The 14,097-nt window shown below is 71.4% G+C and carries 10 protein-coding genes; 2 read left to right on the top strand and 8 right to left on the bottom strand.

What is annotated here, in order from left to right:
- The first annotated feature begins 170 nt into the window (after nt 1-170).
- Nucleotides 171-824, top strand: coding sequence for a response regulator (locus IEY79_RS34915; RefSeq protein WP_229701397.1), 654 nt, complete (start codon nt 171-173; stop codon nt 822-824).
- A 310-nt stretch (nt 825-1,134) separates the two neighbouring features.
- A complete protein-coding gene (locus IEY79_RS34920) occupies nt 1,135-2,175 on the top strand; it encodes a lytic polysaccharide monooxygenase auxiliary activity family 9 protein (protein WP_189111679.1) in 1,041 nt (346 codons plus the stop codon).
- Nucleotides 2,176-2,239: 64 nt separating this feature from the next.
- Here the strand turns inward: IEY79_RS34920 and IEY79_RS34925 are convergent, their stop codons facing one another.
- From IEY79_RS34925 to IEY79_RS34960, 8 genes are all read right to left on the bottom strand, one after another.
- Nucleotides 2,240-3,157 (bottom strand): esterase/lipase family protein, encoded by a 918-nt coding sequence (locus IEY79_RS34925; RefSeq protein ID WP_189111680.1) that lies wholly within the window; start codon nt 3,155-3,157, stop codon nt 2,240-2,242.
- A gap of 175 nt (nt 3,158-3,332) precedes the next feature.
- The gene (locus IEY79_RS34930; RefSeq protein WP_189111681.1) at nt 3,333-4,175 is read right to left on the bottom strand and encodes a class I SAM-dependent methyltransferase; all 843 of its coding nucleotides are present in this window, start codon (nt 4,173-4,175) and stop codon (nt 3,333-3,335) included.
- A gap of 83 nt (nt 4,176-4,258) precedes the next feature.
- The gene (locus IEY79_RS34935; RefSeq protein ID WP_189111682.1) at nt 4,259-5,266 is read right to left on the bottom strand and encodes a DNA polymerase Y family protein; all 1,008 of its coding nucleotides are present in this window, start codon (nt 5,264-5,266) and stop codon (nt 4,259-4,261) included.
- Nucleotides 5,263-8,715, bottom strand: a complete 3,453-nt coding sequence (locus tag IEY79_RS34940; protein WP_189111683.1) for a DNA polymerase III subunit alpha — start codon at nt 8,713-8,715, stop codon at nt 5,263-5,265. Before IEY79_RS34940 ends, IEY79_RS34935 begins: the two co-directional genes overlap by 4 nt.
- A 461-nt stretch (nt 8,716-9,176) precedes the next feature.
- The gene (locus IEY79_RS34945) at nt 9,177-10,262 is read right to left on the bottom strand and encodes a S1 family peptidase (RefSeq protein ID WP_189111684.1); all 1,086 of its coding nucleotides are present in this window, start codon (nt 10,260-10,262) and stop codon (nt 9,177-9,179) included.
- A 389-nt stretch (nt 10,263-10,651) separates the two neighbouring features.
- Nucleotides 10,652-11,551, bottom strand: a complete 900-nt coding sequence (locus IEY79_RS34950; protein WP_189111685.1) for a S1 family peptidase — start codon at nt 11,549-11,551, stop codon at nt 10,652-10,654.
- A gap of 310 nt (nt 11,552-11,861) precedes the next feature.
- Nucleotides 11,862-12,662 (bottom strand): DUF1684 domain-containing protein, encoded by an 801-nt coding sequence (locus IEY79_RS34955; RefSeq protein ID WP_189111686.1) that lies wholly within the window; start codon nt 12,660-12,662, stop codon nt 11,862-11,864.
- A gap of 41 nt (nt 12,663-12,703) precedes the next feature.
- Nucleotides 12,704-13,936 (bottom strand): DUF5685 family protein, encoded by a 1,233-nt coding sequence (locus tag IEY79_RS34960; RefSeq protein WP_189111687.1) that lies wholly within the window; start codon nt 13,934-13,936, stop codon nt 12,704-12,706.
- Between the last annotated feature and the right edge of the window lie 161 nt (nt 13,937-14,097).

Consider the following 14,097-nt stretch of genomic DNA (forward strand, 5'->3'; position numbering starts at 1 on the left):
CGTCAAACGCCCCGAGACCCTCAGGGCCATCGGCAAGCCCGGAAGATCTTGGTAGATAAAGAACAAGTTAAGAACCTGTCTCTCTTCCGGAATCAACGGACGTTGTGGTCGTTGCGGTCGCGGCCTAGCGTGACGGCGTGACAAAGGTGCTGGTGGTGGACGACGACTTCATGGTCGCGAAGCTGCACGGCCGCTATGTGTCCGAGATGGACGGGTTTGAGGTCGTCGGTCTGGCGCACAACGGCGCCGAGGCGCTGCGCGCGGCCGAGCACCACCGTCCCGACCTGGTGCTTCTCGACATCTATCTGCCCGACATGGACGGGATCGCCGTGCTGCGTGAGCTGCGGGCGGCGGAGGAGCGGGACGCGACCCGTACGAGCGTGGACGCCCTGTTCATCACGGCGGCGCGGGACGCGGGCGTCATCCGCGCCGCGCTGCGGGCGGGGGCGCTGCACTATCTGATCAAGCCGTTCAGCCGCTCGGCGCTCCAGGAGCAGCTGCGGCACGTGGCGTCGGTGCGGACGCGGCTGGACCGGCTGGGCGAGGCGCGGCAGGAGGACGTGGACCAGATCTTCGGCACGCGCCCGCCGGGCTCCAGGGAGCTGCCGAAGGGGCTGGCCGCGCACACGGCGGAGCTGGTCGAGCGGACGCTGCGGCGGCACGAGGAGGGGCTGTCGGCGACGCAGTGCGCGGACGAGGGGGCGCTGTCGCGGGTGAGCGCGCGGCGCTATCTGGAGTACTTCGCCGATACCGGCCGCGCGGAGGTGACGCTTCGGTACGGCGGGACGGGCCGACCCGAGAGGTGCTATCGCTGGGTCGGCTGACGGGCCGGGTCGGTACCGGCGAGCGCGCCTTCGGGGGGCGGTTCTCGGGCCGGTCCCGGGGTCGGTTCCGGGGTTGGTCCCGGGGTCGGTCCCGGGGCAATCTCAGCGGTCTCTTAGCCGTGTCTTAAGCGGACCATAAGGATCCCCTTCACCCCGTCCCAGCAGGCCGTTCCGGGGTTTCGAGGGGCTAGCTTGCTGAGGGCCGGAGCGGGACGACAGCGGTGGCGCCGTGTGCAACGGAGGTCACGCCGCCGGGAGTTCGTCCCGCTCCGCTCCCCCAGCTCGTGCCGCTCTGAAGGAGAACGTATCCATGACCGCTCGTCGCAGGACCGCCGGGATCGTCGTGCTGGGCGTCGCGCCGCTCGCGCTCGTGGGGCTGGCCGCCGGGCCGGCCGGTGCCCACGGGTCGATGACGGACCCGGTCAGCCGTGTGTCCGCCTGTTTCGCCGAGGGTCCTGAGAATCCGCGGTCGGCGGCGTGCAAGGCGGCGGTGGCGTCCAGCGGGACGCAGGCGTTCTACGACTGGAACGAGGTCAACATCGCGGACGCCGCGGGCAACCACAAGTCGATCATCCCGGACGGCAAGCTCTGCTCCGCCGGCCGCGACAAGTACAAGGGGCTCGACCTGCCGCGCGGCGACTGGCCCTCGTCGCCCTTCACCGCGGGCAACCGCACCTTCAACTACAAGGCCACCGCCCCGCACAAGGGCTCCTTCGAGCTGTACATCACCAAGGACGGTTACGACGCCGGTCAGCCGCTGAAGTGGTCCGACCTGGAGGACAAGCCGTTCGCCAAGGTCACCGACCCGAAGCTGGTCAACGGCGCCTATGTCTTCGACGGCATCGTCCCCGCCAAGTCGGGCCGCCACCTGATCTACTCGATCTGGCAGCGCTCGGACAGCCCCGAGGCTTTCTACACCTGCTCCGACGTGGTCTTCGGCGCCGACAACGGCGGTTCGGCCGCCGCTCCCGAGGCGTCCGCACCCTCCGAGGCCGATGTCGAGGAGGGCGCGGCCAAGTCGACCGTCGACCACAACGGGCACGGCGGCGACAGCCCCGAGGAGACCGGGGGCGGCGCCGAGGTGAAGGATGCCGGAAAGGACGCCGGTGGTTACGGGGACGCGGCCGAACCCGCCGCCGAGCCCGAGGCCAACGCCCCTGAGGTGAACGGCGCCGACGCGGCCGAGCCGCAGCCGGCGGGCGGTTCGGAGAACCTCGCCGAGACCGGTGGCGACAGCACCACGCCGTACATCGCGGCGGGTGGCGCGGCGATCCTCGCCGCCGGCGCGGCCGTGATGTTCGGTACGGTCCGCCGCAAGACCCAGCCCGCGGGCGGCCGGCACAGCCGCTGACGGTAGGTACCCAACACCGCGGGGCTCCGGGCGGATCGGCCCGGAGCCCCGCGGCATGTCATGTTCAGCCGATGACCGAGGCGCAGGTCGTCGGCGTGGCACGGCCGGGATCGAGCGCGTTGGCCACCTCGTGGAAGGCGATCCGGTCGATCAGCCCGATCGCCAGGTGCTCGGAGAGGTTGACCGCGCACAGGTCCTGGAGGGTGACGTTCCGTACGTCGGGCCCGGTCAGGAACTGGCTGCGGTACGGCGTGACCACCTGGTCGTAACGGGTCGCGATGACGGTGTACTTGACCCCGGGCACCGTGTCACCGCCCGCGTTGAGCTTGGTGAGGAAGGGCGATCCGGCGATCTGGTCGGCGAGGCCCGGGGTGTTCTCGTTCAACAGGTCCTCCGCGCCCGGGAAGTGCGGCAGGAGCTTCGTCAGTCCGAGCAGGGTCGTGCCGTGGTTGTCCGGCGCGAGTCCGACGAGGGCGTTCACCTTCTGCGCCCCGCCGAGGAACTTGAGGTAGTAGCGGGGCATCATGCCGCCCTGCGAGTGGCCGACGATGTCGGCCTTCGGCGCGCCCGTGGCGGCGAGCACCCGGTCGACGTACGCGCTCAGTTGCTCCGCCGACTTGTCGATGGGGCCGAGGCCGTTGAAGAACGGCACTCCGGGGAGCTGCCCGTAGTCGAGGGAGAAGACGCAGTAGCCGCGGTTGACCAAGTACGGGGCGAGACCGAGCCAGTTGTCGACGGAGTTCGCGAAGGTGCCGTGGACGAGGACGACGGGCCGGGGGTGAGCGGTGGAGGGCTTGCAGGAGAAGTCGTTCCAGCCGCTGCTCGCGGCGGCGGCGGTGCCGGAAGCGGGTGCGAGGGCCGGGGCGGTGACGGCTGTCGGGGGCGCGGTGGGGGTGGCCGCGACGGCGGGTGCGGTGGTGGCGGCCGAAACCGCCAGCAGCAGCGCCGCCAGTGGTCCGAACGCGCGTTTCCAGGGCAGCATCGAGCGATCTCCTTGCGGCTCAAGGGAAGAGGCGAAAGCTGTCAATGCTGTGGCCCGGACCACATTGGCTGTGCTCATGCCAAGTTACGCACGGGTAGTAACTGGAAGGGAAGTTACGCGTCAGTAAAAATACTGAACGCCCGCCTGCCCGGCCCCGGTTCGGGCGGCGCCGTCGTCACCGACCGGGCGGCTTGCGCCAGGTCATGATCTCGGTCGGCGGAAGATGCTCCGCGAAACGGCCGTCGGACGACGCCTCCCGCAGCACCGCGCGCAGGTCCCGCTCGAAGTCCGGCAGCCGGTCGCCGAACAGATGGGGCGCGGAGTCCGACCGGGAGAACACCCATGCCACGACAGCGTCCGCCGGGCGGTCGACCACCTCCCCGGCCGGTACGACATGCCGCTCGAAGTCCTCGAACCCGGCCCGCGCCAGGACCAGATCCTCCCGTCCCGGCGTGCCGTTGAGAAGCGTCCCCTGCCCCGCGCGCCGTACCGGCCCCAGGTAGCGGCGCACCAACCCGGCGATCCGCTCGTACGGAGGGGCGGGCAGCGGCAGCGGCGCCGACGGGGCGGGAGGATTCTTCAGATCGCTGATGTGAACGAACGCGCCTCCCGGCTCCAGCATCCCCAGCACGGCGGCGGCGGTACGGTCGCGGTCCGTCCAGTGGAACGACTGGGCGAACACCACGGCCCGGAACTCCCCCAGCCCGGCCGGCAGCTCCTCGGCACGAGCCGTCACCCAGCGCGCGTTGCCCACCCCGCGCCGCCCGGCCCGCCGTTCCGCCTCCGCCAGCATGTCCTCGTCCGGGTCGATGCCGACCACCTCGGCGACGTACGGCGCCACGGCGAGCGTCACGATCCCCGGCCCGCAGCCGACATCGAGAAGCCGCCCCCGCCCGTCCAGCCCGAGGACCCCGGCCAGCGTGTCGGCGAAACCCGGGGCGTACGGCAGCCGCCCCCGCTCGTAGTGCGCCGCGCTCCCCCGGAACAGGGTGCTGTCCCACTGCCAGCCGTCAGGCATGCCGCTTCCGCTCCTCTCGGTGGGGTGTGGTGCGAGAACTCTAGAGTCGCGCCGCCCCGGGGCGCCGGGGTTTCCCGACGGCGCTACTCGCGGTGCGGTGCGCGGTCGTTGGCCAGGGTCGCGGGATACAGGGCGCTCGGTCCGAAACGGTGGCGGGCGCGGTCCGCGGCCTTCTCCACCGTACGGGCGCGGGCGTCGCCCGGGTCCAGGGAGAGCTGGCGGGGAGCACCGTCGGCCGGCAGCAGATCGTCGGCGCGGACCACGAAGGCGCGCACTCTCGCGCGTTGCAGCCCCAGCGCGGCCAGCAGACCGAGAAGAGCCGCCGCCAGCGCGGGTGAGTGGTCGGTCGGCTCCGGGAGCGTACGGGTGCGTGTGGTGGAGCTGCGGTCGGCGTAGCGCACCGTGAGAGCGAGCCGGCCGGTGACCTGGCTCTCGCCGCGCAGGCGCCGGCCGATCTGGTCGGCGAGCCCCAGGACCGCCCGGTGGTGCCCTTCCGGGTCGAGGCAGTCCCGGTCCAGGACGAGGTCGGCCACCAGATGTGCCGCCGGTTCCAGCGGGGTGACCGGGCGGGGGTCGTGGCCCCGGGCACGCTCGGCCAGCAGACGGGCGGGGCCGGCGCCGAGGAGGCGTTGCAGGGTGGCCGCGGGCGCGTCGGCGACCTGGCCGACCGAGTGCAGGCCGTACTTGCCGAGTGTGGTGGCCGTGGCCCGGCCGATCCCGGGCAGTCCGGTGACCGGGCGGGAACGCAGCCAGACCGCGGCCTGTTCCGCGGGTACCCAGGTGGCGTGGCCCGGCGCCGACGCGTCGGCCGCCATGGTGGCCAGCATGCGGTTGCCCGCGAGCCCCGCGCTGCTCTCGATGCCGTACAGGGCCATCAGCCGTAGCTGCGCCAGTTGGACCAGGCCGTAGGGGGACCGGTCGAAGTATCTGAGCGCGGAGGTCAGGTCGAGCTGGACGGCGTCGGGCGAGACCGTCTGGACATGGGGGGTGATACCGGTCAGCAGGTCGATCACGTCCGTGTGCTGTCCTTCGTCCGGTGGGGCGTTCAGGTGGAGATGCAGGTGGGCGATGTGCCGCGGGCGTGTGGTCATCCCGCGCTCCCCGAGCTGGTGTGGCCGAACTTCTTCAGGTCCGCCGAGCGGCTGCCGGGCGGTTGCAGATCGGCGTAGGGGTGCAGCCGCGCGCCGGTGGTGCCGTTGGCGAGGGTCCGCCGCGGCTGGGCGGGGGTCGGGTGCGGGTGGCTCGCGCCGAGCAGGGCGAGCGCGGCCTCGGGGCCGTCGTCGCGACGCGCGGCGGCGATCTCGTCCAGGTCCCAGACCATGGCGCCGACGATGGTGCGACGGGTACCGCGCACTTGTACGGTGCCGCGGACCAGCAGCAGTCCGCTGTGGAAGATGGTGTGCGCGCAGGCGGCGTGGGAGTCCTCGAAGAACGCCAGGTCGACCAGGCCGGAGCCGTCCTCCAGGGTGACGAAGATGACGCGTTTGCCGCTGGCGATCGGCGGGGTCTGGGTGGAGGCCCGTACTCCGGCGACAAGAACCTGCTGTCCCTGCCGGGCCTCGGCCAGATGTGCCGCGTCGATCGCGCCGATCTCCCGCAGCAGCCGGTGGTGGTGCTCCATCAGGTGCTTGGAGACATCGATGCCGAGCGTGTTCAGCTCCGCGCTCAGGGCTTCGCGTCCGGTCATCTCCGGCAGTCCGCTCGGCCCGGCGCCTCCGACCGCGTCCGCGTGGATGGGCAGTTGTCCCTCGCCCGCGGACCGGACGCGGGACTGCCGGTGGAGTTCGGCGATCTGCAGCAGCAGGTCGCGGCGGGTGAGGCGGCCGTCGTGGAGGAAGTTCAGGGCGCCTATCTCCGCGAGGCGTTCGGCGACCGGTCTGCTGGGACGGGCCCGCTGCCAGAAGTCGGACAGCGAGCCGTACGGCTGCCCCTCCTCGATCCGGGCGTACTCCTCCTCGCTGATTCCTCGCACGGCGGACAGCGCGAGCCGTACGCCCCACCGTTCTCCTTCGGTCCGCTCGACGGTGTGCTCCGTCCTGGACCGGTTGACGTCGACGGGCAGAAGGGGCACGCCGCGCCGGCGGGCGTCCGCGACAAGGACGCGCTTGGGCCACATACCGGGGTCGTGTTCGAGCAGTCCGGCCAGCAGGAACGCCGGGAAGTGCGCCTTCAGCCAGGCGCTCTGCAGGGCCGGTACGGCGAAGGCGACCGCGTGCGCGCGGCAGAAGCCGTAGGCGCCGAAGGCCTCGACGGTCTTCCACACCGTGTCGCGGACCCCGGAGTCGTAGCCCCTCGCGGTGGCCTCGCGGTGGAACCAGTCCTTGATCCTGGGCAGCCGCTCCTTGTCACCGAGCGCGCGCCGGGCGATCTCGGCCAGCGCGTAGTCGCAGCCGGTCATCACCGACATCGTCTGGATGATCTGCTCGTGCCAGATGGTCACGCCGTAGGTGTCGGCGAGCACCGGCTCCAGGTCCGGATGGGCGTAGCCCGGGTCGCCACCGTGCCGGGCGGCGATGTACCGCTCCGGCATCCCCCCGGCGACCGGCCCCGGGCGGAAGAGGCTGATGTCGGCGATGACGTCCTGCGGGTCGCGGGGCTGCAGCCGGGACAGCAGATCCTGCTGGCCGGGCGATTCGAGCTGGAACAGCCCCAGGGTCTGGCTCTGTTGGATGATCTTGAACGCGAACGGGTCGTCGAGCGGCACCTGCCGCTGGTCGTCCAGGTCGATGCGGTCGCCGGTCGCCCGTTCGATCTCGGTGACGGCATGGGCCATCGCGGACTGCATCCGCACTCCCAGGACGTCCAGTTTGATGTTGCCCAGCGCCTCGATCTCCTCCTTGGCCGCCATCGCCATCGGGTAGTTGCCCTGCGGGGTGGGCTGCACCGGCAGCCGGTCCAGGAGCGTCGCGTCGCTGATGACCACTCCGCAGGGGTGCATGGCCATGCCGTGGACCAGGGAGTCGAGTCCCTCGGCGAGCTCCCACAGCGGTCCGTACCGCTCCGCCTCCGCCGCCAGCCCGCGCAGTTCGGGCAGTTCGGCGAGTGCGCCGGTGATGTCCGACGCGCGCAGGTGCGGAAAGCTCTTGGCGATCCGGTCGACGTCCGCCGGTGCGATCCCCAGCGCCAGGCCGGTGTCCCGCAGGGCCCGGCGGGCCCGGTAGGTCTCGGGCATCGCGGTGACCGCGACCCGTTCACTGCCGAACCGGTCGAAGATCGCGTCGTAGCACTCCAGTCTCCTGGCGGATTCCACATCGATGTCGATGTCCGGGAGCGATGCCCTGCGCACGCTCAGGAAGCGTTCGAACAGCAGGCGGTGGTCGAGCGGGTTGGCCGTGGCGACGCCCAGCGCGTGGCAGACCATCGATCCCGCGCCCGAGCCGCGCGCCGCGACCCGGATGCCCAGTTCCCGGATGTCGGCGACGACCTGGCCGACCGCGAGGAAGTACGAGTCGTAGTTCAGCGTGGAGATCACACCGAGTTCGTCGTCCAGCCGGTCGAGCGCCGCACGGTCGCGGTCCAGGCCGCGCCGGACGAGCCCGTCCTCGCACCGCAGGCGCAGCACCCGCGCCGCGCCGTCGGCGCCGGGCCCTGCGCCGAACACCGCTGGTTCCGGAAAGCGCGGCGTGCCCAGGCTCAGGTCCGCCGCGGGGTCGACGGTGCAGACGGCCGCCGTGGCCGCGGTGTCCGCCAGCAGACGGTGCGCCCGCCGGCCGTCCGCTCCCGCGCATTCCGCGATGCGTCGTGCGATGTCCGCCATCGCTCCCTCGTCCTTGAGCCAGCGGTGCCCGCCGTCCAGGCGGCGCCGGTCGATCGGCCTCAGCAGCCGCGCGGCGTCCAGGACATCGGCAAGCCGGTGCTGGTCCGGGTCGGCGTAGCGGACCGCGTTGGAGAGGACGGCGGTGGTGCCGGTGCGGTCGGCCAGGGCCAGGGTGCGGGCGGCCAGCCGCAGTGAGCCGGGCCCGGTGCCGGACCGCTCGTGCAGGACGGTCTCCAGCCGGATCCCGGATCCGAAGATCTCCCGCCACGGCGCCAGCAGCTTCACCGCGATGTCCTCCCGGCCCTCCGACAGCGCCCGTACCGGCTCCGAGAGCGGTCCGAGCAGCACGATCAACCCGGGCCCGCCGTGCTCCCGCAGCGCTTCCCACGGCACCACCGGCGGCGTGCCGGAGACCGCGCCGACATGGGCGGCCGAGGTGATACGGCACAACCGGGCCCACCCCGCGCGGTCCTGCGCGAGCAGCACGAAGCGCAGGGGCGGCTCGATCACATGGGCGCCACCGCGGGTCGGAGTACGGCGGCGCCGCGCCGGAGGCGGCGGGGCGAGGGCCTCCACCGCCAGGTCGATCCCGAAGACCGGCCGGACACCCTCCTTCGCGGCGGCCAGCGCGAACCGCACCGCACCGGTGACGGTGTCCCGGTCGGTGAGAGCGAGCGCCGGCTGGCCCCGCTCGGCCGCCTGCCGGACGAGGTGTTCGGGGTGGGCGGCGCCGTACCGGACGGAGTAGCCGGACGCGGCGTGCAGATGGGAGAAATGCCCCATGGCGCACCTCCGTCTCCACCCCATTTCAGCCATACGCCCGATACACCTATCGCACGCCCGTTCGATTACTCTAACCCCATCATCCCTAGTCAGCGACCTGACTCGAACGTGAGAGCGAGCCCGAGACTCCGAAACGGGCGGCTTGAACAGCTATCACCCCGTCACTTGCACAGACAGAGGACGAAGTTGGCGACGGCGGCTTCCCGGCGCCTCGGCGCCCGTACTCCGCGATGAGTTTCGTCACCCTTCACGGGCCCTCGAACATGGGCTCCGGCCGTTCGACGGGCGCGGGCCGGCGCGCTTCCGGCCCCACACGGCGAAGAAGCCGCCGGGGGCTGCCCCGGCGGCTCCGCGCACACCGAGAAGCGGCTGCGCGTACACCGAAAACCCGGCCCGCCGATGACGGCGGGCCGGGCTTCTTGTCTCCGTACGGTCGGTCTGTCCGGCCGGTCGGCCGGGTGTCAGCCGATCTCGGCGCCGAACGCCGAGAGCGCCTCCGGGACCGGCTGGAAGAACGTCTCGCCGCCCGAGGAGCAGTCGCCGCTGCCGCCCGAGGTCAGGCCCAGCGCGGTGTCACCGGCGAAGAGCGAGCCGCCGCTGTCGCCGGGCTCGGCGCAGACCGTGGTCTGGATGAGGCCCTCGACGACGTCGCCGCCTCCGTAGTCCACGGTGGCGTCGAGCGCGGTGACCTCACCGTCGTGCACCTGGGTGGTGGAGCCGCTGCGCGAGACCGTCTGGCCGACGGTCGCGTCGCCCGCCTGCGCGATGGCCTGCGTGCTGCCGTCGTACAGGTCGACCTCGCTCGGGTGCTCGGTGGAGCCGGTGTACTTGACGAGCGCGAAGTCGTTGCCCGGGAACTGCGAGTCCACCATGGAGCCGATCTCGGCGCCGCCGGCGGAGTCGGACCAGGAGCTGCCCGCCGTGCCGCAGTGGCCCGCCGTGATGAAGTGCGGCTCGCCGCCGACGACCACGTTGAAGCCGAGGGAGCAGCGGCCGCCACCGGAGTGGATGGCCTCGCCGCCGGCGATGAACTTCTTGAACTCGCCCGCGGTCTTCTTCAGTTCGGCCTTGGCGCCGAGCTTCTCCACGGCCTTGGTGAGCTTGTTCAGCGCGGCGCCCTTGACCGTACGGTCCGCGGTGACGACGACCTTGTTCGACACCGGGTCGACGGCCACGGCCGTACCGGGGGTGCTCGCCTTGCCCGTGAGGGAACCGCGGGCGTCCTTCAGCTCGGCGAGGGAGTGCGTCACGACCTTCGCCTTGGCGCCGGCCTCGCGGACGGCCTCGGCGGCCGTCGCGTCGACGACGTTGACGACCAGGGCCTTGGTCTTGCTGTCGTAGTACGAGCCGGCCGCGTCCGCGCCGAGGTCGCCGACGAGGGTGGATGCGAGCTTTCCGGCCGCGGGTACCGACAGGGTCTTCGCCGTCGCCGTGGTCGCGTCCTCACTGGCGTTCGCAGTCTGGAAGGAAATCCCGGCCACGACCATGGCGGTGACGGCGCTGCCCGCGATCGCCACACGTTTCCTGGAAATGCGTCGGTGCTTCAACTGATACCTCCTGTGGGGGCCGCGTCATCGCATGTGGGGTGCGGTGACACGGAGGATGAGGCGCCCACTATTCCTAAACTCGCCAGTAGCACACAAGGTCGACTTCCGGACGTGCACACGACGGGTTCATTTCCCTCCCGCCCCGTTCACGTGGGGAGGTCAGGGGGGTGACGGTTCCATTCGTAAACACTCGGTGCAATCACTTGTTCGGCGATGGGTGAGGACTAGTCCTGTCTTGAAATCGCCCCTCTGGTACGGGGGTTCACCATGCGCGGGTTCGCCCGGAAACGCGTCGAGTCCCCGCCCGGAGCTCACGGGCGGGGACTCGTCTTGGCTCAGCCGGTCAGGCCGGCGGCCGGGGTCGTGCTCGGATCGCGCTCAGCCGGTGCTCAGGTGATGCTGACGCCGTACGCGTTCAGCGCCTCGACTACCGGCTGGAAGTACGTCGTACCGCCGGAGGAGCAGTTGCCGCTGCCGCCCGAGGTGAGGCCGATGGCGCGGCTGCCGGAGTAGAGCGGGCCGCCGCTGTCGCCGGGCTCGGCGCAGACGTTGGTACGGATCAGCCCGGAGACGACGTCGCCGCCACCGTAGTTGACCGTGGCGTTGAGGCCCTGGACGGTGCCGCTGTGGGTGCCCGTGGTGGAACCGCGACGGGTCACCGACAGGCCGACGGTGGCGTTGGCCGCGCTGGTGATGTTGATGCTGCCGACGGTGCCGGGACGCGGGACCGAGGCGTTGGAGTAACGCACGATGCCGTAGTCGTTGCCCGGGAAGCTGGAGCCCGCCGTCGGACCGATGAGGGTGGTGCGCGCCGAGTTGGTGTACCAGTTCGGGTTGCCCTCGGTGCAGTGACCGGCGGTCAGGAAGTAGTCGGTGGTGCCGCTGCGCACGTTGAACCCGGCCGAGCAGCGACCGGTGGGCGAGTAGATGGCGTCGCCGCCGGAGAGGAGCTTGGAGAGCTTGCCGGGGGTCCGCTTGATTTCCAGGGCGCCCGCGTTGGCGCCCGCCTCGCGCTTGATCTCGGCGATCTCGGCCGCGCTGACGGTGGTGTCGGCCTCGACGACGAGGGCGTTGGTCGTCTTGTCGACGTACCAGGCGGTGCCGGCCACGTCGGCGCCCAGGACGGCGTCGCTCGCCGCCGTCAGCTGGTTCACGCTGAAGGTCCCGGCCGTGTCGGCGCTCGCGGTGGGTACGGCGAGTGCGGCGGCGGCGACGAGACCGGTGGTGATGGCGATCAGTCGCGTATGTCTCGCAATACCACTGCGGGGGGTGGTGCGCTTGATCCTCACGTGTCGTTCCTCCGAAGGAATCTGGGGCCTGATTGGGGTGGTCTGGCCCGTGAGGCGCAGCCAGGGACACGTCCGTATTCCGGATATGCCGTGCCCCTGACAAGCGCTGAAGGGAGTATTGGATGGGCCAACTGACCGCGCAAGGGCGCCTTCCGGCCACCTCGGCGGCCGAAACAGCGCTTGAGCGTCCGGAAACCGCCGTCGGAGCGCGATTCATGTGGTGCCCACATGTCGGGATGAGCCGGCCGCGCGGTACGGACCAATGCCGTTCCGGAGGGCGCCGCCGGACCCGCGGCCGGGCCCGCCCGGCTCAGCGGACGACGACTGTCCGCTCCCCCGCCGCGACCTCGAACGACAGCGTGTTCCCGGGCGGCGGGAGGGGACAGATGAAGTGGTCGGCGAAGGCGCAGGGCGGTAGCAGCACCCGGTTGAGATCGACGCTCACCGTGCCGTCCGCGGCCGGCGGCGAGGGCCGCAGAAAACGGAAGCGATAGCTGGTCAGCCCGCTGGTCCCGTCGGCGAAGACCGCCCAGAGGGACCCGTCGGGCTCCACCGCGACCTGGAGCGTGTGCTCCGAATCGTCCACGGAGAAGGCGAGTTCGCCCGCGAGCCCCAGACCGCGCTCGCGCCCGTCGGCGTTCTCCACCCGTACGGTGCGGCTCTCGCCGTACGGGTGGAAGCGGCCCGGCAGCACCCATCGCTCGTCGTACGGCGTGGCCTCGACAGTCACGAACTCCCTGCGTGCGGGGGACTCCGGGTCGAAGTCACGTACCGCCCAGAGCCCTTCCCGGCGCATGACCACCAGTCTGCGTCCGCCGCGGGAGACCCGGGACCCGTCGATGGGGCCCCGGTCGGCGGCCAGCACCACCTCGCCGGCCAGTGGCCGGCCGTCGACATCGAGCCCCTCGTCCGCCGTGGCGGTCAGCACCACACCGTCGACACGTTCCCGCCACACTCCGGGCACGGCCGGAATTCGACCTTCCGGGTAGTCGGAGAGCCAGTGGGTGCCGGTCAGCGAGAGCGGTCCGTGCGGCGCCGCGACGGCGGCGACGCGGCGTTCGTGCCAGTTCGTCCAATTACGCACGGGATCCAGATCAGTGTCTGTGGTCATGCCGAAGCAGCCTTCCACACCGGCACCCCGGCGGCCGGAACTCAGCAGTCGCAGCAGTCGCAGCAGTCGCAGTCACAGTCCCGGCAGCAGCCCTCGCGCCTCTTGCGCGACCACGGGCCCTCGTACTCCTTGGCGCAGCAGAGCTTGCAGGTGCAGCAGAGACCGATCGCCACCGCGCACCCGGCCCAGAAGCCGCGCCGCTCCGGCCGGGGCGGCTGGGGGAGGGGGCCGGGCCCACCGCCGCCGGGACCGCCGGGATTTCCCCCGCCGTAGGGATTACCACCCGCCGGACCGCCTCCCCCGTACGGATTGTTCGAGCCGTACGGACTCCCGCCCTGGCCTCCGTACGGATTTCCGCCCGGTCCCCCGTACGGATTCCCGCCGCCCGGGACGGACGCCTCCCCCACGTGCGAGCAGGACGACGTCCCGAAGGCGCGGTCGACGGATGTACGCAGCTCGTGGGCGAGCAGCACATGCGCCAGCTTGTCGTCCACGAACTCCGCGTCGCGCAGCGCCAGCCGGATCCCGTGCAGCGCGTCGTCCGCGAGCCGCCGCGCCTCGGCGAGTGAGGTACCGGTCGCCGTGAGCGGGTTCCAGGCACCCGACGCGGCGTCAGCGGCCTGGTCCTCCACCGCGTCCAGCAGATGGGCGAGCCGTCCGAAGAGCCGGCCCGCCTCGGCGAGCGGCGCCATGTTGCCCGGCCGGCCGGCAAGTACGGCGGTGTGCGCGAAAGCGGCGGCCGTGGCCGTCTCGGTAGGCTCGGTGACGGTGAGCAGCGGGGTGCCCGGTCCGGCGAGCGCCTCGATGCCGGTCTGCCGGTCGACGGCGTCGACGAGCACCGCCGTGTCGAAGCCCAGCTCCGCGCCGGTCCGCGCGCCCGCGCGGTCCCAGCCGCCGGCTATCCGGCGCGCGGCGAGCGCCACCGGCCGGCGCTTCAACACCCCGTCCCCGTCGGCGACGTGGTCCCGCACCTTCGCGGAGGCGAGCACCAGGGACACGGCCGCGGCAAGGCGTGCTCCCTCACCTTTCGCGACTGGGGCGGTTCGCATGCCGCGAAGTGGGCAGGGGCCTGCTGTACGGCGCCATCCGGTGCTGCGCTCGGCCTGAGCCTCCGTCAGCACGGAGACGATCAGGCCGTCATAGTTGGTGACGATGCGGGAGAACTGTCCGTGGTCCGAGCGAAGTGCCAGGCAGAGCCCGCACAGATGAGCCATCCACTCGGTCTTGAGTCCTTCCGAGAGTCGATGGCTGCATGGCCTCACAATTCCGAACATGACGGCTCCCCCGGGGTGTGGTTCGACGGTGCGCCTGGCATCGTATCGACCGGACGATTCACTCGTACGTCCCCACCATCACCCGTCTGGCCGGACTTTCATATTTTCAGTACGTCAGGGCCCGTACACAGGAAGAACCCTGACGAATCGCCATATCTTCT

This window comes from Streptomyces camponoticapitis (genome assembly GCF_014646115.1).
In the GTDB taxonomy this organism is placed as follows: Bacteria; Actinomycetota; Actinomycetes; order Streptomycetales; family Streptomycetaceae; genus Streptomyces; species Streptomyces camponoticapitis.